The 18,074-nt window shown below is 51.7% G+C and carries 18 protein-coding genes and 1 riboswitch; of the genes, 10 read left to right on the top strand and 8 right to left on the bottom strand.

Annotated elements, in window-relative coordinates; all coding sequences use genetic code 11:
• Positions 1-3: 3 nt before the first annotated feature.
• A complete protein-coding gene (locus tag PsAD13_RS07975) occupies positions 4-1,359 on the top strand; it encodes a pitrilysin family protein (protein ID WP_063317820.1) in 1,356 nt (451 codons plus the stop codon).
• Positions 1,360-1,402: 43 nt separating this feature from the next.
• On the opposite strand, the gene PsAD13_RS07970 is transcribed toward PsAD13_RS07975, so the two are convergent.
• The gene (locus PsAD13_RS07970; protein WP_063293708.1) at positions 1,403-2,845 is read right to left on the bottom strand and encodes an EAL domain-containing protein; all 1,443 of its coding nucleotides are present in this window, start codon (positions 2,843-2,845) and stop codon (positions 1,403-1,405) included.
• Between the two features lie 395 nt (positions 2,846-3,240).
• Between PsAD13_RS07970 and PsAD13_RS07965 the strand changes: the two genes are divergently transcribed.
• From PsAD13_RS07965 to PsAD13_RS07940, 6 genes are all read left to right on the top strand, one after another.
• The gene (locus PsAD13_RS07965) at positions 3,241-4,692 is read left to right on the top strand and encodes a sigma-54 dependent transcriptional regulator (protein ID WP_063317819.1); all 1,452 of its coding nucleotides are present in this window, start codon (positions 3,241-3,243) and stop codon (positions 4,690-4,692) included.
• A 174-nt stretch (positions 4,693-4,866) separates the two neighbouring features.
• A complete protein-coding gene (locus PsAD13_RS07960; protein ID WP_063317818.1) occupies positions 4,867-5,442 on the top strand; it encodes a hypothetical protein in 576 nt (191 codons plus the stop codon).
• A 480-nt stretch (positions 5,443-5,922) separates the two neighbouring features.
• Entirely contained in the window at positions 5,923-6,210 is a 288-nt protein-coding gene (groES, locus tag PsAD13_RS07955) for a co-chaperone GroES (protein ID WP_057464068.1), read from the top strand.
• Between the two features lie 64 nt (positions 6,211-6,274).
• Positions 6,275-7,927, top strand: a complete 1,653-nt coding sequence (groL, locus tag PsAD13_RS07950; protein ID WP_063317817.1) for a chaperonin GroEL — start codon at positions 6,275-6,277, stop codon at positions 7,925-7,927.
• Between the two features lie 94 nt (positions 7,928-8,021).
• Positions 8,022-8,468, top strand: a complete 447-nt coding sequence (locus PsAD13_RS07945; RefSeq protein ID WP_057464070.1) for a DUF4268 domain-containing protein — start codon at positions 8,022-8,024, stop codon at positions 8,466-8,468.
• 124 nt (positions 8,469-8,592) lie between these two features.
• A complete protein-coding gene (locus tag PsAD13_RS07940; protein ID WP_063317816.1) occupies positions 8,593-9,255 on the top strand; it encodes an NAD(P)H-binding protein in 663 nt (220 codons plus the stop codon).
• 519 nt (positions 9,256-9,774) lie between these two features.
• On the opposite strand, the gene PsAD13_RS07935 is transcribed toward PsAD13_RS07940, so the two are convergent.
• On the bottom strand, positions 9,775-11,163 hold the full coding sequence (locus PsAD13_RS07935) for a sugar porter family MFS transporter (RefSeq protein WP_057463844.1): 1,389 nt from the start codon (positions 11,161-11,163) through the stop codon (positions 9,775-9,777).
• A 296-nt stretch (positions 11,164-11,459) separates the two neighbouring features.
• On the opposite strand from PsAD13_RS07935, the gene PsAD13_RS07930 reads away from it, so the two are divergent.
• Both PsAD13_RS07930 and msrA read left to right on the top strand, forming a co-directional pair.
• Positions 11,460-11,927: a GNAT family N-acetyltransferase gene (locus tag PsAD13_RS07930; RefSeq protein WP_063317815.1), complete on the top strand. Its 468-nt coding sequence runs from the start codon at positions 11,460-11,462 to the stop codon at positions 11,925-11,927.
• Positions 11,928-12,045: 118 nt separating this feature from the next.
• Positions 12,046-12,675 carry a peptide-methionine (S)-S-oxide reductase MsrA gene (gene msrA / locus PsAD13_RS07925; protein WP_063317814.1) on the top strand — a complete coding sequence of 210 codons (630 nt, stop codon included), beginning with the start codon at positions 12,046-12,048 and terminating at the stop codon, positions 12,673-12,675.
• 85 nt (positions 12,676-12,760) lie between these two features.
• Here msrA and PsAD13_RS07920 read toward each other — a convergent pair whose 3' ends face one another.
• The gene (locus tag PsAD13_RS07920) at positions 12,761-14,002 is read right to left on the bottom strand and encodes a PQQ-dependent sugar dehydrogenase (protein WP_063317813.1); all 1,242 of its coding nucleotides are present in this window, start codon (positions 14,000-14,002) and stop codon (positions 12,761-12,763) included.
• Positions 14,003-14,289: 287 nt separating this feature from the next.
• Positions 14,290-14,420: riboswitch (SAM-I-IV-variant riboswitch) on the top strand.
• Between the two features lie 47 nt (positions 14,421-14,467).
• Here PsAD13_RS07920 and PsAD13_RS07915 point away from each other — a divergent pair.
• Positions 14,468-14,848 carry a hypothetical protein gene (locus tag PsAD13_RS07915; RefSeq protein WP_208980504.1) on the top strand — a complete coding sequence of 127 codons (381 nt, stop codon included), beginning with the start codon at positions 14,468-14,470 and terminating at the stop codon, positions 14,846-14,848.
• A gap of 29 nt (positions 14,849-14,877) precedes the next feature.
• Here PsAD13_RS07915 and PsAD13_RS07910 read toward each other — a convergent pair whose 3' ends face one another.
• The 5 genes from PsAD13_RS07910 to PsAD13_RS07890 form a co-directional block, all read right to left on the bottom strand.
• Positions 14,878-15,327: a group III truncated hemoglobin gene (locus PsAD13_RS07910; protein WP_244275124.1), complete on the bottom strand. Its 450-nt coding sequence runs from the start codon at positions 15,325-15,327 to the stop codon at positions 14,878-14,880.
• A gap of 32 nt (positions 15,328-15,359) precedes the next feature.
• Positions 15,360-15,788, bottom strand: a complete 429-nt coding sequence (locus tag PsAD13_RS07905) for an acyl-CoA thioesterase (protein ID WP_057463735.1) — start codon at positions 15,786-15,788, stop codon at positions 15,360-15,362.
• Between the two features lie 59 nt (positions 15,789-15,847).
• On the bottom strand, positions 15,848-16,261 hold the full coding sequence (locus tag PsAD13_RS07900; RefSeq protein ID WP_063317811.1) for a group III truncated hemoglobin: 414 nt from the start codon (positions 16,259-16,261) through the stop codon (positions 15,848-15,850).
• An 80-nt stretch (positions 16,262-16,341) separates the two neighbouring features.
• Complete coding sequence (locus PsAD13_RS07895; protein WP_008552228.1) at positions 16,342-17,031, bottom strand: Crp/Fnr family transcriptional regulator; 690 nt, start codon at positions 17,029-17,031, stop codon at positions 16,342-16,344.
• A 219-nt stretch (positions 17,032-17,250) separates the two neighbouring features.
• Positions 17,251-18,048, bottom strand: a complete 798-nt coding sequence (locus tag PsAD13_RS07890; RefSeq protein ID WP_208981724.1) for a ChbG/HpnK family deacetylase — start codon at positions 18,046-18,048, stop codon at positions 17,251-17,253.
• Positions 18,049-18,074: the final 26 nt, after the last annotated feature.

The raw sequence follows: 18,074 nt of genomic DNA, 5'->3' as shown, positions 1-18,074 counted from the left end.
TCGATGAAAGCTAAAGTTCTTATGGCAGCTTCTGCCTCCGCTTCCCGCATGACGGCAAGTTTGTTTGCGTTGCTGGCCTTATCATTCCTGTTCGTCGCTACCTTTGTGCAGAACAGCCAGGCTATTGAGATCCAAGAGGTTAAAAGCCCCGGAGGGATCACGGCATGGTTGGTAGAAGACTACACTGTTCCAATCATCGCACTGAACTTTGCATTTGCAGGTGGTAGCTCTCAGGATTCAGATGCCAAGCTGGGTGTGACCAACCTACTGAGCACCATGCTTGATGAAGGGGCTGGTGATCTGGATTCCCAAGCCTTTCAGGGACGTCTTGAAGATCTGACTATGAGTCTGTCCTTCAGTTCTGGCCGCGACTTCTTCTATGGGTCTTTCCAGAGCTTGCAGGCCAATAAAGATCACACCTTCGAGATGCTTCGTCTAGCTGTGAACGAGCCACGTTTTGATAATGACCCGCTTGAGCGGATGAAAGCACAGACGATCTCTGGCATTCGTCGTAGCCTGAAGCGTCCTGATGCTCTGGCTGGTTTGAATTTGTCTAAGACCATCTTCCCGGATCACCCTTATGGCCGCCCAAGCCGAGGAACAGAGGATACGGTTGCCAAGCTGACTTCTGATGATCTGAAAACACAGCGCGCAAAGATCTTTGCAAAGGACTCTTTGAAGATCGGCGTTGTGGGAGCCATTAGTGCTGATGAGCTGGCCAGCGTTTTGGACAAAGTCTTTGCTAATCTGCCTGAAAACGGTGATCTGGTTGCCATTCCCAATGTGGAGCCTGTGACAGACAAAGCTGTTCACGTTGACTTTGAGAGCCCACAGACTTCCATTCAGTTCGCTCTGCCGGGTTATGAACGTCATGATCCGAAGTTCATGTCTGCCTTCGTGATGAACCACATTCTGGGTGGTGGCTCATTTTCTTCATGGCTCTATGACGAAATCCGCGAGCAGCGTGGTCTGGCTTACTCCGTTGGCTCTTATCTGGTTCCTTACAAGCACGCAGCGCTGTTGATGGGGTCCACAGGTACACGCTCGGACAAAGCTGGTGAAGCGATTGATATCATCAAGAAGCAGATGGTGCGTATGGCGCAGACTGGGCCTACTCCGGCAGAACTTGAAGAAGCGAAGTCCTATCTGACTGGCAACTACGCTCTCAACTTTGACAGCTCCGGCAGCATTGCCCGTCAGCTGACAGGCATTCAGACCCAAGAGCTGGGCATTGATTACATCGACAAGCGTAATGAGATGGTTGAAGCGGTGACACTGGAAGGTGTTCGTGAGGTTGCTCAGGACATGTTTGATGGCATTGAGCCAACCTTTGTTACGGTTGGCAAACCGCTGAACTAACTCTTATTCAAAGCATAAAAACAAGCAGGCGAGTTGATGAAAATCAGCTCGCCTCTTTCTTTAGTGACCGCGGATTTGGCGCGCCTTGCAGAACGTCTGCACGGACAGGACGCGGCGGTGAGAACAGGAAGCCCTGCGCACAGCGGATGTCCATTTCCAGAAGCTCCAGCACAGCACCTTCGCTCTCCACGTGATCCACGATCAGCTCAATGCCATAGCGTTGCAGCAAACTGCCAAAATCAGCCGGATGGATGTTGCTTTTGGCCAGATCATCTTCATGCAACAACAGGCGTGATGCATGCAGCTTTGCAAAGCGGAAGCCGCGATCAGCCAGAGCGCGGAAATCCATGCGCAGATCGGTGATGCGGTCTACAGAGAACCGGAAGCCCAGCTCAGCCAGTGCAGCGAGGCTCTCATACTCAATCGCGCTCATGACAGCGACATCAGCTTGTGAGAATTCGAAGATCAACAGATCTGAGTATGTGTCGTTGGCACGCACGAACTCCAGAAAGCCCGGGAAGAAGTTTTCATCCATAAGCGTGCTTGGAGACAGGTTACAGAACAAGCCTGCTTCTCTGTTGCGGGTTGCCAGACGCTTCAGGATCTGAAGGGAACGGAACAACAAAATATTGTCGATCGCAGGCATTTGGCCGGTGCGGTCCGCCTCCTGAAGGAACTCGATTGGCTCCAGTGTGTCGCCATTGGCTTTGCGCAGACGCGTCAGGGCTTCGTAATAGCGAACACGGCGCTGTGGCAATGTCACGATTGGCTGGAGGTAGAGGTCCACCCTGCCCGCTTCGATGCTTGCACGAATTTCTTCGGCAAGAGCGGCATTGGGGTGATGCATGCGTGGAGCTGCCGGGCGCTTCATCTCTGGTGCGCGCGTCTCAGCAAACGGTTCCTGCACCGCACCCATCGGTTGACTTGCAGCCATTGGTTGGCCTGCTGCGCTCGCAAATGCAGCAGCTGCCTGACTGGCCAGATCAACAGATGGTTCTCTCACCGCTGCCTGCGGAGCGGCCAGGCGCTGAGCTGGTTGAGGCTGAAGCTGTGCCTGCTTGGTGCGCTGGTCCTCGATGGCAATGCCCTGATCCTCGATCCGGGTTTCCATGTCGGCCATGGCTTCGGCCATCTGCTTCACCAGAGAACCGATTACCTCCACTTCAGCAAACAGCGGGTCGATCTCTTCCCGTGTGCGACGCGGAATGTTGTGCTCGACGCCAGTTAGGCGGCCTTCGAGGTTTCCGACATCATCATCGATGACTGCAATCCGCTCTTCTAAGCGATTGACAGCGTCAGATACCGCGGATTTTTCCTGAGAGCGGGTCAACATGAAATGGATGAAGATCATGGTGCACATCGCCGTGAAGGCAACGGTGATAGCCTCGCCAACCGGACGCGCAAAAAGGTAGACCATCACAGTGCCACAAGAGGCCGCAATGGCTGAAATAGAAAACAAAATGGAAATGTTCGCCAAGCGCGTCATATCCTCAAGAGTACCTGTTGGTCCGAATCACAAAATACATACCTGAATTTTGCCGCATTTACTGAGGTCGTTCGAACCCTATACCCATTATATTTCTAGGGAAAACCCGTGTTGTCCCCGCAAGAATGACAATAGAGCTACATATATCATCAGCGCATACGATTTTCGTCACAATCCCGAGCTGAACTTCGGCGCGCGATTCTGGGGCGCGCGATTCTGGCGAACAATGATATTTATCGGGTAAGAAAGTTGCTCGAAGCGTTCTGCGTGAAAGAAATTAACTGCATAATGCAATCAACCTCGAAAACGAAAAGGGTTTGTTTACCCTGTTTGCACAAACTCAGGGTGTCGAATGATTTTCGACCTGATGTATTGATTTTTGAGGTTGCCTGCCAATGGGATCCCCCAAAGCTACCAATAGGTTTTTGAACGCCTGTGTCGTCGACACTAATCGTGCAGAGGCTCGTAAAACCAGTAGTGCTTTGTCGAAGCATGTTACCAGCGGACAACCTGCGCATGTTCTTGCGAGCAAAGAACATGCTGTCGCCTTTTTGCGACATACCCCAATCAATATCGTTATTGTCGATCTTGAATGCATCGGCGGGGAAGCCGAGCTTTCCGAGATTGTCGCTGCTGCGCCGCGCGCTGTTATGATTGCGGTCAGTGCCAAGGGGTCTGTGAGCCGTGCCATGAATGCCATGCGCAATGGTGCCCATGACTTTTTGACCAAACCTTACACAAGCGAAATGCTTTTGGAGAAACTTGAAGCACATCTGGGTGTCTTCAAGAGAGCGGCACCCTCTCCTTCCCTTTCAGCCGCGACTGGCTCTGAGGCGATTGTCTCCAGCGACACGTCTGGAACAGCTGCTCAGTTTGAAGGGTTTGTTGGTGCTTCCAACCGCATGCAAAGCGTTTATGCGCAGATCAACCGGATGGCGACATCCAGCGCACCAGCCTTCATTACCGGAGAATCAGGTACAGGTAAGGAACTGTGTGCACAGGCGCTGCATGCCAGATCAGCACGCAAAGGCGGGCCTTTTGTCGCAATCAACTGTGGAGCGATTCCGGCCAATCTGATGGAGTCCGAGATCTTCGGTCATGCACGCGGTGCCTTTACCGGAGCAGATGAAGCCAGAGCTGGTGCAGCAGAGCTTGCCGATGGGGGAACTTTGTTCCTTGATGAGATCGGTGAAATGGAACTCTGCCTGCAGAGCAAGCTTTTGCGTTTCCTTCAGACCGGCTCCATTCAACGGGTTGGAGAGCATAAACCACGCTCGCTGGATCTGCGCGTTATTTGCGCAACCAACAGAGACCCGAAAACAGAGATCACTGCTGGTCGTTTCCGTGAAGACCTGTTCTATCGTCTCCACGTGCTGCCGATCCGTCTGCCCGCTCTTCGTGAGCGCCGCGAGGACATACCGTCCCTCGCTCAAACATTCCTGAAGAAGTATGCCGCAGAAGAAAATCGCAGATTTCAGCGTTTTTCGACCTACGCAGAGGCTCTTTTGTTGCAGCACAGCTGGCCGGGTAATGTGCGCGAACTGGAGAATGTCATTCGCCAGCTTGTGGTCATGAATGACGGTGATGAAGTCACTGAACTCATGCTCTCTCCTTTACTGCGTGACCAGGCTGTTCCTGTTCTTTCTGAGATTGCCTTCAGCACAAGCGAACCGATGCCTTCCATGGGGCGATCAATCGAACCGCTGTGGTTTCAGGAAAAGCAGATTATCGAGACCACGCTTGAAACTTTTGACGGCAACATTGCCCTTGCAGCTGCCGCTTTGGAAATCAGCCCCTCGACCATCTACCGGAAGAAGCAATCCTGGGCTGAACGGGCCAGTGCCTGATCAAATGCGTGGTAATTGCTTAACCATCGCATGAGGAATGTCTTCGTGACGCATATCTAAGCTGCCTCAACAAATGGGGCAGTATTGTCTCCCTTAGATTTAAGAGCTATACCACCGCCAAGAATCAGGTGAGTGCCGCAGATATTGTGTTCTGCTGGCTCTAGGGGGCTAACAATGCCATTTACAGTGAGAGGGATGTCAGCTTACGCAAAAGCTGCAGCCTGTTCTATTTTTGCGGTTGCTTTGTTGGGTGGCGCTGCATCTGCTGAAGACAAGAGTGCGCCGAGCGCTGGCTTTAAAGCTGCTCAGGACGCCTACACCATTGCCTGGCAACAGCAGCCACTCGCTTTTACGGCAGCAAAATTCATCGCACTACCAGCTGAGAGTTATGGGGCTTATACACCTCTGGAGACGGCAGAGTTCCAGAGCGGTGATCCATTGACCGTTTATGCTGAGCCTGTTGGCTTCTCTTACAAAGAGATGGGCAGCACATATGCGATTGATCTGAGCGTTGATTTTGAACTGCGCAACACCACTGGTCAGGTGCTTGCTTCTCAGGACGGGTTTACCGCCTTGCACTCCGCAAGCTTCAACCAAATCCGCGAGTATCAGACGTCTTTGAGCTTCAACCTTAAAGGGCTGCAAGCTGGAGACTATGTGCTGAAGGTGCAGTTTAACGACGAGAACTCGGAAAAGTCCGGCAGCTTTGAGCTTCCGTTTTCCATGAAGGACGCGCCTCTTCAGAATTAGAGCATGTTGCGTTCATATGCATTCACGCACCAAGCTCTAACTCTTTAATTTTGCGCGTATTCTTATCCAAAAACCGGAACCACTTTTCGGGAACACGCTCTAAGACCTGAAAGCTTCCTGTTAAAGTTCAAAAGCTGGCTTTAATCTTAAAGCCGGCTTTTCTTTTGCGCTGATTCCGGAAATTCCCGTGCAGGCAGCACAGACAGTCCATTCGTCTAGGGTGAGTTGAGACTGTTCCCAAATTGCCCCCAATTTCTCGCAGTATTCCTATATTTTTTGCGCTCCAAAATATTTTTTTGCTGCTCTCTCCTTGACTATACCAGAGGGTGAAACTACATCATTTCACGGTTGTTAGCACTCTGCCTTTGGGAGTGCTAATCACTGTGGGCCCGCAAGGTTTCACCCACTCTCAAAGTTTTTAACCTTCGCGTCCGGGCGTTGCCTAAAAGGGGCGCTCGCGTATGAGAGGAAGAGCCAATTATGAAGTTTCGTCCGCTACACGACCGTGTTGTCGTTCGCCGCATTGAGTCTGAAGAAAAAACAGCTGGTGGCATCATCATTCCTGACACTGCAAAAGAAAAGCCACAGGAAGGCGAAGTTATCGCTGTTGGCGCTGGCGCACGTAAGGACAACGGTGAGCTGATCGCTATCGACGTTAAAGCTGGTGACCGTGTTCTGTTCGGCAAATGGTCCGGTACTGAAGTTAAGATCGACGGCGAAGACCTGCTGATCATGAAGGAATCCGACATCATGGGTATCCTGGCTTAATTCCAAGCCATTGTTGAGACCCTACGATCCCTTCTCTTATTCAAGAATTAAGTGAGACAAAACCATGGCTGCTAAAGAAGTCAAATTCGGCTCCGATGCCCGCGATAAGATGCTTAAAGGCGTCGACATCCTTGCAAACGCTGTAAAAGTTACCCTCGGCCCTAAAGGTCGTAACGTTGTTCTGGATAAAGCATTCGGCGCACCACGCATCACCAAAGACGGTGTTTCTGTTGCGAAGGAAATCGAACTTGAAGACAAGTTCGAAAACATGGGCGCACAGATGGTGCGTGAAGTTGCTTCCAAAACCAACGACATTGCTGGTGACGGTACAACAACTGCGACAGTTCTGGCGCAGGCTATCGTTAAAGAAGGTGCAAAGTTCGTTGCTGCTGGCATGAACCCAATGGACCTGAAGCGCGGCGTTGACATGGCAACTGCTGCTGCTGTTGCAGACCTGACTTCCCGTTCCAAGTCTATCTCTTCTACTGACGAAGTTGCACAGGTTGGCACTATCTCCGCTAACGGTGACACTCAGATCGGTGAAGACATTGCTGAAGCAATGCAGCGCGTTGGCAACGAAGGTGTTATCACCGTTGAAGAAGCTAAGTCTCTTGAGACAGAGCTTGAAGTTGTTGAAGGTATGCAGTTCGACCGCGGTTACCTTTCTCCATACTTCGTCACCAACGCTGAGAAGATGATTGCAGACCTGGAAAAGCCACTCATTCTCCTGCACGAGAAAAAGCTTTCCAACCTGCAGCCAATGCTTCCAATCCTTGAAAGCGCTGTTCAGTCTTCCCGCCCACTCATCATCATCGCTGAAGATGTTGAAGGTGAAGCACTGGCAACTCTCGTAGTGAACAAACTGCGTGGTGGCCTGAAGATTGCTGCTGTTAAAGCTCCTGGCTTCGGTGACCGTCGTAAAGCAATGCTTGAAGACATCGCTATCCTGACCGGTGGTACCGTGATCTCCGACGATCTCGGCATCAAGCTGGAAAACGTGACTGTTGACATGCTCGGCACTGCTGACAAAGTGAACATCACCAAGGAAACCACCACCATTGTTGATGGTGCTGGCGAAAAAGCTGACATCGAAGCACGCGTTTCCCAGATCAAAGCTCAGATCGAAGAAACTTCTTCTGACTACGACCGCGAGAAGCTGCAGGAACGTCTTGCTAAGCTTGCTGGCGGTGTTGCAGTTATCCGCGTTGGCGGTGCAACCGAAGTAGAAGTTAAAGAGAAAAAAGACCGCATCGACGATGCCCTGAACGCAACACGCGCTGCTGTTGAAGAAGGTATCGTACCAGGTGGTGGTTGTGCTCTTCTTCGTGCAAAAGCTGCTGTTGAGAAAGTATCTTCCGAGAACGTTGACATTGAAGCTGGTATCAAGATCGTTCTGCGCGCTCTTGAAGCTCCACTTCGCCAGATCGCTGAAAACTCCGGCGTTGAAGGTTCCATCGTTGCTGGCAAGATCCAGGACAACATTGCGGATGAGACCTTCGGCTTCAATGCTCAGACCGAAGAATACGTCAACATGATTGAAGCTGGCATCATCGATCCAACTAAGGTTGTTCGTACTGCTCTTCAGGATGCTGCATCTGTAGCTGGTCTGCTGATCACTACTGAGGCAATGGTTGCTGAACTGCCTAAGAAAGACTCCGGCCCAGCAATGCCTCCTATGGACGGCGGCATGGGCGGCATGGGCGGCATGGGCTTCTAAGCCAAGCCAACCAACGCTTAAACGAATTAGGGCATCCTTCGGGGTGCCCTTTTTTGCATTGTCACAAACAGCTTCAGCTAGGAAAAAACAACTCATGAGTGAACTAAAACAAAAACATCATGATATTTGGCAAGCAGTCAAAGACCAGATGTCTGACACTAAACTGCCGATTAAACTGAGAAATAATGTTCCTGACGGAAGTTACTACGACATCAAATTTGGCATACCGAACGCCTATCTGAGTCTCCATTACCTGGATGAAGAAAACTGCGCGAAAGTTATGATCAACTTTCGGAATGAGCCCGGCGAGGCCTACTTCAAAGAACTGCTACGCCAAAAAGAACATGTAGAGACAGAGATCGGTGCATCACTTGATTGGGACCCTGCTGAACATGCTCGATATTGCAGCATCGTGTTATGGAAGAGAGATGTTGATCTTGGCACCAACACGACAATGCCAGAGCTTGCGGACTGGTATGTAACCTGGCTCGGAAACTTCCATATGGCACTCTTCCCGCTGCTCTCTGCCATTCCCAAATAGCAATCGAAATGAAAGCACCTGAAATGGTGCTCTTATTTTTTGCATTAGGCTTCAATTTGCTCGAGTTTTAAACTCTCACCCTGATCTACCAATCTGCTTTGGCTGATAATCGGAGAAATTTCCTATGAAAAATCGTGTGGCGATGGTCTTTGGTGCAACTGGGCTGATTGGTTCTGAGGTGGTTCGGCTGCTGCTTGCCAGTGAGGCGTATGACGAGGTTCATGCAGTTGTGCGCAAAGATCCAGCGATTGAAGATGATAAGCTTCGTTTGCATCTGACCGATTTCAGCGATCTTTCCAGCCTTCAACTGCCAATGAACGTGACGGATGTGTTCTGCTGTCTGGGGACCACGCTGAAGGCAGCCGGCTCAAAAGAAGCGTTTTACGCGATTGACTTCCAGCTTGCCTACGACCTTACACGGTTGGCACGTGAAGCAGGTGCTGAGCAGTTTCTCATGGTTTCTTCGATTGGTGCAGCAGCGGGCAGTTCCAACTCCTATCTGAAGGTCAAAGGGGAGCTTGAAGAGGCCGTTCGCACGCTCGCTTTCCCTTCAACAAAAGTGTTCCGACCCTCTTTGTTGCTGGGTGAGCGTCAGGAGCAACGCTTTGCTGAGGGGCTTGCCGCGTCGGTGCTGCCACGGCTTTCGTTTCTCTTTAAAGGCCCTTTGCGCAAATATCGTCCAATTGAGGGGGCCGCAGTTGCACGCGCACTTGTTGCCGCTGCGCTTGAAGGCGGGAATGGTTTCAGCATTCTGCAAGGCGACGAGATTGCCAAGAGGGCTGGCTGAGCAGAATCTTATCCCCCTCGCCCAAATCACCCGCCATACTAATCCTATGTCCACGTACACGGGCAGCTGGCGGAGCGTCCGTCAGTGTGGCGTGGGCTGGGCGGGGCTACCGGGAGACATAACGCATCCTCCGGCGGGTCCGTTGAAACACCCCTTGAAAGTCTTTAGTGCAGGGACCAAGCGGAAGCTGGTCACCCGATGGGCGTCTACACTGGCAGCTGCAGCTGTCAGGGACAAGTCAAACTGTCCTATACAGCAACTGCCCTAACTGTGAGATTCGAAGCAAAGCCTTGTGTTTTGTGAGGCCTTACAATGGTGGGTAGGCACCTGCTCCCAATGCCTTTCGGTGGAGACCTTGTTTCATACAAAAACGCCCGGGCAAGGCGACAGCCAATGCCGAAGAAACCAACTTATATACAATGCGCAGGTATTGCCTGCTCGCCTTGCCCCTCCCGTTTCTCGGGATTTTAGCTTCACCACTGCATGAGAAGTCATGCGGTGCTTTTGGTGCTTGCGGTTTTACTCGCCAGCAACTGGCCTCTCAGCTGTCTTGCTGTCCCCTTTGTGGAACAGCTCATAGATATCCTCCAGAGAGACACCTTTGGTCTCTGGTGCGCGGCGGATGGCGTAGACGGTTCCGATGCAACAGCATATGGCGAAGAACAGGAAGATCTCGGTGATCGTGAAGAGCTGGTTCAATTTGGGGAAACCGAACACAACGAGGAATGTGAAGACCCAGTTGACGGTTACTGCTACGACCATGCCTTTGGCCCTCAGGTAATTGGGGAACACCTCTGACATGTAGACCCATGGCAGCGGCCCCATGGAGAGGGAATAGGAGATCACGTATAGGCAAAGACCAGAGACGGACAAAGCCGTGCCAATCCCGTCCCCCATGAGGAAACCTCCCACAATCAGGAACTGGGAGAGTGCGCAGGCTGGCAATCCGTAGACCATCAGAGGCCTGCGGCCAACGCGATCAATAAGGAGCAAACTGGCAGCTGCGGCCAGAGCAAGTGCTGCACCAAGACCGACCGTTGCAGACAAGCGGCTTGCCTCCTCAGAAAAGCCCAGGTCGCCGAAAAGCTCCGGTGCGTAGAGGATGACGGCATTGATGCCGCTGAGCTGCTGAAACAGGAAGGTGAAGACACAGAAACTGGTGATAGGCCGGTTTCGTGGATTGATGAGGTCCAGCCAGCCTCCCTTTTGGTCTGCGACTTCGGCGAGGTCTTGTTCAATCCGCTTCACATTGCCTTTGACCCACGCCTCAGATCGGGTTGGTTCGATCTTTTCAAAGACGGCCTCAGCCTCTGCTGAGCGCTTTGCCATGACGAGCCAGCGCGGGCTTTCGGGGGCACTCCAGATTCCAAAAAGCAGAAACGCTGCAGGGATCGCGGAAAGGAGGAACATGAACTGCCAACGATTGATGGCTTCTGCGCTGTAGCCGAGATCAAGCGTGATCAGATTGGAGAGGTAGCCAATCAAGACACCAAAGGAGATCATGAACTGAAACGCGCCAAGCATACGGCCTCTGATCTTGCGCGGCGCAATTTCGGAGACATATTGGGGGCCAGCCATTGAGGACAGGCCAATCCCCATTCCGATGAGAGAGCGGGCGAATGTGAGAATGAAAAGGTCTTGTGCAACACTGGATAAGACAGCTCCGGTGATAAAGAACAGGGCTGCGATGATGACCGTTGACCGTCTGCCAAATCTGTCGCTGAGATAGGCGCTCAGGTAGGCTCCGATCAAACCGCCGATGGACAAGGATGCGACCAGAAGCCCTCCCCAATACGCAGAGAATTCAAACTCTGCTTTGATGGGCTCATAAGCGCCGGCGATGACGCCTTCGTTGTAGCCATAGAGCAAACCACAGAGTACGGCGATACATGCCAGGAGGATAATCATGCGCATTCCCTTTAAAGACCAAGGGAAAGTATAGGCGGAGGTCTCTAACCAACCGGAGGACACACAGCCCTGAATTGAGCTGTTTTTCGCAAGACCCCAATAACGTTTGATCATATGCGGGAAAGAAAACCTAGATCGTTTCAGTGTCGCTATGATGATCCAGCGGCTTAAAACCGCACCTGTTAGAAATTATAGCATTGAGCTTTTCGCGGCCTTTGCCTTCAATTAAGCTTCCCGTCGCATGATCAGCGCAAGGCCTTCCCAAGCGCTTCAACCTTTGGCAACCAGGACTTACCATGATTGTTCTTCAGGATTTCCCCGCTGCTCGTTTTGATGAGTTTCAGATCATTTCCGTCTCTGAATACGCTCAGGACCTGATGGATAATCGCAGAATGGAGGAACAGGCCGCACTGAAGAAAGCCGAGGAAGGCTTGTCAAAGGCCTTTCCAGAGGGAAAAAGCAACAAACACAATAAGCTGCTGAGCATCGTCAACAAGACGAAGGCTGGCGAAGTGGAAGTTGGTTTTCTCTGGTACTCCCTTCAGGATGATGCATCTGCCTTCATCATGGATTTTCTGGTCTACTCAGAACACCGTGGCAAGGGGTATGCCTCCAAAGCTCTTGAGGCGTTGAAGGCGATATTCAAGAAAGACGGTCTGACACGTATTGGACTGCGTGTTGCCCCCGACAATCACGGCGCCATACGCACCTATTACAAGGCTGGTTTTAACGTGACCGGTTGGAATATGTCCTGCGAGGTTTGAGACGCGAACCATGCTCTCGCTGATTGACGTTTTGTTGAAGTGACTTCATTTCCGTTGTGGGCTGGTGGCTGCTAGGGTTTTGGAAATTCCAATGCATGACCTGATTTAAGGATCTGAGATGATTGCACGCAAAGCTGCAAAAGCCGTTGCCGTTCTTCCCTTGCTTTATGCTGTGAGCCAGCCCGCACAGGCTGCTGAGACCGAAACCGCGATTTTTGCTGGTGGTTGCTTCTGGTGTATCGAGTCCGACTTTGACAAGATCGAGGGCGTCCTTGAGACCACATCTGGATACACGGGTGGCCGCAGTGCAAACCCGACCTACAAGCAGGTTTCTGCTGGTGGCACAGGTCATATTGAAGCGTTGGAAGTGAAGTTTGATCCGGCCAAGGTGTCTTATGAAGAGCTGCTGACAGCCTTCTGGCATTCCGTTGATCCAACTGATGCTGGTGGTCAGTTTTGTGATCGTGGTGAGAGCTATCAGACAACCATCTTTGCGACCTCTCCTGCGCAGCTGAAGGCTGCAAAAGCCTCCAAGAAAGCGCTTGGAAAGTCAGGTGAAGTGAACCGCCCGATTGTAACACCGATCCGCACTGCAGCTCCGTTCTATGATGCAGAAGATTATCATCAGAACTACTATGAGAAAAACCCGATCCGCTACAAGTTCTACCGCTATCGCTGTGGTCGTGATCAGCGCGTCAAGCAGGTCTGGGGTCCAAATGCTTACAAAGGTATCCCCGGCGAGCACTAAGGGCTTAGTATAGAACTTAAGAAGACCAGAGGCACTGCTCTGGTCTTTTGCTTTTAGGTGTGTTGTCGCAGGTCAGAGGATATCCCTAGTCTTCGTAGTACATGCGATAGATCCCTCCGGCAGAGTCATCAGAGATCAACAAGGACCCATCGCCAAGCTCGACCACGTCTACCGGACGGCCCAGATAATCGCCGCTTGCATCAATCCAGCCTGTTGCGACAATACTTGGGGCGCCAGCTTCTTCTTTCTCGTTGATGGGCACAAACACCACACGTGCGCCAATTGGCACTGAGCGGTCCCATGAGCCGTGCTGCGCGATGAAGACACCGCCCTTGTATTCTTCAGGGAACATATCGCCCTGATAGAACGTCATGCCCAAACTTGCGGCATGGGCATCCAGTTCGACTTCCGGACTCACCACGCCACTTGGAACAGGCTCATCAATGTAGTGCGGGGTACGGACCGTTCCGCCGCCATACCAAGGGAAGCCGTAGTTCTTGCCCGGCTCGGTGGCCTTGTTCAGCTCTTCAGGCGGGATGTCATCTCCCATGCCGTCCACCTGATTGTCGGTAAACCAGAGATTGCCGGAGTTTGGATGGAACTCCAGGCCCACGGAGTTTCTGATCCCGGTCGCGTAGACCTGACGGTCCATACCATCTACGGTGATGGAAATAATGCCGCCGATGCCGAGGCTGTCATAGAGTTTCAGCTTCATCTTGGGCGGGACGTTGTAAGGCTGGCCAAGAGAGATGTAGATGCGGTCATCCGGACCCTGATCACACACGCGGGAGGAGTGATTATAGCTTTCTTCAGAGGGAGGGATAAGCATGCCCTTGCCGACCAGCACCTTCACTGCTGGCTTGCCCTGCTCTTTGTTTTCCAATGCGTTCGGAAAACTCAGAACACGGTTTTGCTCAGCAAGGACTAATGAGCCATCTTTTGTGAAGCACACACCATTTGGGATAATGAAGGATTGATCTGGAGCGAACTGGCGAACTTCTGCAGCTTTCTTGCCCTCTTCATCCGGAGTAACGACCCAGACTCTGTCCGTGGTCGTTCCTACAAAGACAGTTTTGCCATCAGGCGCGACGGCCATATGGCGGGCATCTGGCACGGCTGCATAAGGTTCGATGTGGAAGCCTTTGGGCATGACCACAACTTCAGTGTTGCGAGCCAGAGTTTTCTGCTCTTCAGAGACCTGCTCCACAAACTCTGTTTTGACACCATCGACCATTTTGGTGGTCGTTGCTGCCAGAGAAGTGGTTAGCAGCAAGGCGTAGGCGCACCCTGTCAGGACTCCAAAGAGAACGGGCTTTGTGGTGCACATCGTTTTTTCCTTCCTGAAGCGCTTAGAAATTTGACTGAGAAAATTTATCGGAATATTTGAAATGCTCTGCCTTTTTGAGCCGCCACTATGCGCTCATTCAAAGTCTGAGGAGAATACTCAGATATGACGGGAATTCGGTTTATAGAACCACAAAAATTGAAGATATTCACTTAGCGGAAGTTGCGTTTTGTGGTGCTAGAATACGACACAACGTAAGTTTGAAAGTGTGGACAAAGAACAAAGGAAAGGTGCCCACTTGCAATTGCCTCATTTTCGTGCCAAATCCTACGCATCATCAAGAGAAGGGCTGGCGCCCTCGCCAACCTGCCTAACCGGGCAAGGTGGTCTCCGCCAAAAGGGATGTGGTTTCGAAGTGAGGACGCTGTCTTCATCATTCGTAACAACCAAGCGGTAGTTTCAATGGATTTTGCGCCAGTCCTCCTCGGGAAACCGATGGAGGATTTAATGTTTGATATTGCTGGTCAGCCACAGTCTGCATGGCAATCGTATGTATCTGAATATGTGCCTCAATCTTTGAGGGAAGCCGTCGCACACCTTGCCGACGAGTTTACTGCTGCCTATTTGCTGGATTGCCTGATTTTAGAAAAAGGGCTGCGCAGTCGGCTGCTTTCCAACTCCACACGCCAGCCGAATACGCCGCTGACCACCGACGAGCGCTCCGACAGGTTTGCTGTGCTGCTTCGGCTTTGGGCAGAAGGCTGTCACACGGTTGTTGACGAGCGCTTGTTTGCGGATACTGCACGTCGTCGTCCTGAAGAACTGGAAGCCTTGCGTGAGTACTTCAGGCAAAACGCACTGCGCTCGAAAAAGAAATTCCCGAGCTAGTTAAGCTGCACTAAAATAAGAACTGATTTTTAAGCTGCGCGGCTGCCGAATTTTACGGGAGGTGTAGCAAATGGGTCTGCGAACATTGCAAGCCACAGACTCTGTGCGATGCGCTGTGCAGTTGCCAGAAGAAGCGGTGCGGCTTCTGCTGAGAAAATCGCATAGACTTCGTCTTCAAACAGGTCCATCCACTCATGGAAATTCTCAGTGGTGACCCCTTGAATCCTCGCGTGAGCGGGAACCGGCTTGCCTTTATACGATCCAGTTTTTAGCAGAACAGACGCCCAAAAGTGCTTCATCTTATGTAGATGCGGACCCCAGTCCTCACCCATCTCTCTCAGGAAGATCGGCCCAAGCGTTTCGTGCTGGCGGACCTTGCCGTAAAAACTCTCAACCAGATGATTGATCTGGGCAGGTGTGATGGAAGGATCAAGCGGTGTCCGTTCACGCGCTGACATAACGGGAATTTTTGATGACACTGCTTGTTTCCTATTCCTGGTCCGCGATCCGCTTAAGCCTTGTTGTATTTAGCACGTTGCTCTTCAGAGATCACAATCGGTTTGCCGTCATCGTCAACAGCAACAAAGGTGAACTGAGCATTCGTCACCTTCTCGCGATAGCCAAAGCGGTGGCGCAAAGCCCAGGCCTCAATGGCAAGCGTTACAGAGGTTCTGCCAACACGGAGCACGTTGGAGTAGACACACATTACATCGCCCACTTTAACAGGGCGGATAAAGGTCATGCTGTCGATCGCAACAGTCACAACGCGCTCCATGGCGCACTGGCTTGCTGCAATACCGGCGGCAATATCCATTTGAGAGACAACCCAACCGCCGAAGATATCGCCAGAAGCATTGGTGTCTGCCGGCATCGCCATTGTGCGCGTGGTCAGTTCACCAATTGGCTGCTCTTCTTCGACAGCGTCTCTTGTATCATTCATAGTTCTAAAGCTCCGTAGATCCACCAGAGGAAATGCTATGCATGGCGAAGCTCAACTACTCAAGCAGGGATCATCGCCATATGGAAGCAATCAACAACCTGGGTCGCACATTTCTTGGTGTTGGGCCGAGCGGTTTCAGCAACGCATTCATCTACTGCATTCTCGAATAATTTCAACCAGCTGGCAATATCATCGCTGCATACCTGCTTTGCAGCACCACGATACTTGCCAAGTGGACGGCCAGAATAGCTTCTATCTTTCATGAGAGCGGAGCACCAGAATCGCACGGCCTGAGCTTCGTAATCCTCCCAGTCGCACTTCATGCTATTTTGGTAGACTGATGCCAGCTCGCCATTGTGACGGAGTTTTTCTGAATGACTGGCAACCAAAGCACGCACTTGAGAATGCGTCAGGTCAGGATGGATTGGTGTGCACTCGTCCTGCGGGCGAATGTCAAAATGCTGATAGGTCATCTCGGTGTTTCAGGAGCCTTGTAGGGACAAGACCCATGCCCTTCTTGTTACTTCGGGTCACTTTTACTCAAATACCGAGTTTAAAGCTCTGCGGCAGCTCGTAGCACCTCCGGCTTTTCGAGGCAGTAATATCCAGAGAGGCGGCTGATAACACCTTCTCTCTTCCAGACATTGAGGACGCGGCTGACGTTCTCCCGAGCACCACCAGCCATATTGGCGATTTCAGCCTGAGAGATCTTATAGTGAACAAGGATTTTGTTGCTGTCGACTTTTTTGCCAAATGTTTCAGAGAGTTGCAGCAGTGTCTGCGCAACCCGGCCATTGAGTGGCAAGAAGGACCGTGCAGCGAGTGCATCATTTGAACGACGCAGGCGAGTCGCTACGATCTGCAGCATGTGACGGTAAACAGCGGGGTTTTCATCGGCGTAGCGATAAAATGCAGCTTTGGAGATAAATGCAAGCTGGCTCGGCTTGAGTGCCGTAACGGTAGCGGAACGCTCACTGCCGTCAAGCAAAGCAATTTCACCTACCAGAGAGCCCTGGCCGAGAACTGCGAGCAGCTGCTCACTGCCATCCAACGAGACGACGGAGACTTTCATGCTGCCTTCGATGATTGCGTAACAACCATTGCCCGGATCTCCGGCCTTGAAGAGAACTGCGCCGGATTTCAATGACATAGGCTGAGCTATCTCAGAGAGACCGTGTGCGTGTTCCTCAGCCAAACCCGACAGTGAAAAGCTGTTTTGAAGGAGTTCTTTGAACTTTGTCATCTTGCCACAAGATCCTGACGCGCCGTAGATTCAGTTTTTTAGTTTAAGCTGCATCAATATAATTGATGATTTTAATTAGGTCTATCATGCGGCCATTTTGTGACCGGAGTCACAGAGATGTTCTTTAGTTTTAGGCAAATTGGGGGTGTTCATAAATACCCCAACGTTTATGGCAAATTCAAAAGGAACGATCTCTTCAACCGCAGGAAGAGATCGTTCTTAGAACAAGAAGATATCTTTTTCCATCAAAAGAAACGGAAATTCCTCACTTATCAGGAACTTCAGCTGGTTCTCACGGGATGAGCTCTGGCGTACGTTTTTCTTTTTGACGGGTTGGGCCTGCTCTTCAGGATAGGATGGCCGACATAGGACCATCGCCGAATCCTGTGCCTCATTGATTCCGTGCCAAAAGAAGTCTCTCAGATCCGTATCCTCATCAGCCATTGGCAGATCTGGACCTGAGAATATAGTTTCCAATCCGGCTTTGGTGGCGCGCTTTGAAATGGAATTGCTCGATCGACTAACACCAGCAGGCAGTACCAGCGCAGGCTCTCGTCCTGTCATCATGCTGAGCACCGTGATGAGCGCTGAATGCACGGCAGGATGCTTTGCGAGGTTTCCCTGAATGGCAACAAATGCTGGCGGACGGGCATAGACCTCTTCGAACAGATCCACCTGTGCGGCGATCTCAGCGGCGATCGCCTCTTCCGGCAGCATCTTCATGGGGCTGCGCATTGCATACCACCACGGCGCGGGGAACGTCTCTCCGAATACGGTCCGGCCAAAATCGGTGAGTGGCCCGGCGGGCTTTGTCAGTGTGACTGTCAGACCGACCATGGTTTCATGTTCGGCCCAGGCAACCACGTCACGCAGCTGATAGAACTCCCTCGACCACATCTTGCCAGTGACAACACAGCCTACGGCAGAGAGCCGGCCTGCGATGATTAGATCGCAGATCGCCCGGTCAACTCCATAGCTTTGCCCAAATTCGAGACTCGTCAAGAGGATGCGCTTCATCGCGCGGATCTCCCAATCCAAAAGGT

Source organism: Pseudovibrio sp. Ad13, assembly GCF_001623225.1.
Classification (GTDB): Bacteria; Pseudomonadota; Alphaproteobacteria; order Rhizobiales; family Stappiaceae; genus Pseudovibrio.
This window is presented reverse-complemented; position numbering and strand designations above follow the sequence as displayed.

Excerpts from the sequence above, each read along its gene's own strand:
- PsAD13_RS07975 (WP_063317820.1), top strand. The coding sequence starts at position 4 with ATGAAAGCTAAAGTTCTTATGGCAGCTTCTGCCTCCGCTTCCCGCATG.
- PsAD13_RS07970 (WP_063293708.1), bottom strand. The coding sequence starts at position 2,845 with ATGACGCGCTTGGCGAACATTTCCATTTTGTTTTCTATTTCAGCCATT.
- PsAD13_RS07965 (WP_063317819.1), top strand. The coding sequence starts at position 3,241 with ATGGGATCCCCCAAAGCTACCAATAGGTTTTTGAACGCCTGTGTCGTC.
- PsAD13_RS07960 (WP_063317818.1), top strand. The coding sequence starts at position 4,867 with ATGCCATTTACAGTGAGAGGGATGTCAGCTTACGCAAAAGCTGCAGCC.
- groES (WP_057464068.1), top strand. The coding sequence starts at position 5,923 with ATGAAGTTTCGTCCGCTACACGACCGTGTTGTCGTTCGCCGCATTGAG.
- groL (WP_063317817.1), top strand. The coding sequence starts at position 6,275 with ATGGCTGCTAAAGAAGTCAAATTCGGCTCCGATGCCCGCGATAAGATG.
- PsAD13_RS07945 (WP_057464070.1), top strand. The coding sequence starts at position 8,022 with ATGAGTGAACTAAAACAAAAACATCATGATATTTGGCAAGCAGTCAAA.
- PsAD13_RS07940 (WP_063317816.1), top strand. The coding sequence starts at position 8,593 with ATGAAAAATCGTGTGGCGATGGTCTTTGGTGCAACTGGGCTGATTGGT.
- PsAD13_RS07935 (WP_057463844.1), bottom strand. The coding sequence starts at position 11,163 with ATGATTATCCTCCTGGCATGTATCGCCGTACTCTGTGGTTTGCTCTAT.
- PsAD13_RS07930 (WP_063317815.1), top strand. The coding sequence starts at position 11,460 with ATGATTGTTCTTCAGGATTTCCCCGCTGCTCGTTTTGATGAGTTTCAG.
- msrA (WP_063317814.1), top strand. The coding sequence starts at position 12,046 with ATGATTGCACGCAAAGCTGCAAAAGCCGTTGCCGTTCTTCCCTTGCTT.
- PsAD13_RS07920 (WP_063317813.1), bottom strand. The coding sequence starts at position 14,002 with ATGTGCACCACAAAGCCCGTTCTCTTTGGAGTCCTGACAGGGTGCGCC.
- PsAD13_RS07915 (WP_208980504.1), top strand. The coding sequence starts at position 14,468 with ATGTTTGATATTGCTGGTCAGCCACAGTCTGCATGGCAATCGTATGTA.
- PsAD13_RS07905 (WP_057463735.1), bottom strand. The coding sequence starts at position 15,788 with ATGAATGATACAAGAGACGCTGTCGAAGAAGAGCAGCCAATTGGTGAA.
- PsAD13_RS07900 (WP_063317811.1), bottom strand. The coding sequence starts at position 16,261 with ATGACCTATCAGCATTTTGACATTCGCCCGCAGGACGAGTGCACACCA.
- PsAD13_RS07895 (WP_008552228.1), bottom strand. The coding sequence starts at position 17,031 with ATGACAAAGTTCAAAGAACTCCTTCAAAACAGCTTTTCACTGTCGGGT.
- PsAD13_RS07890 (WP_208981724.1), bottom strand. The coding sequence starts at position 18,048 with ATGAAGCGCATCCTCTTGACGAGTCTCGAATTTGGGCAAAGCTATGGA.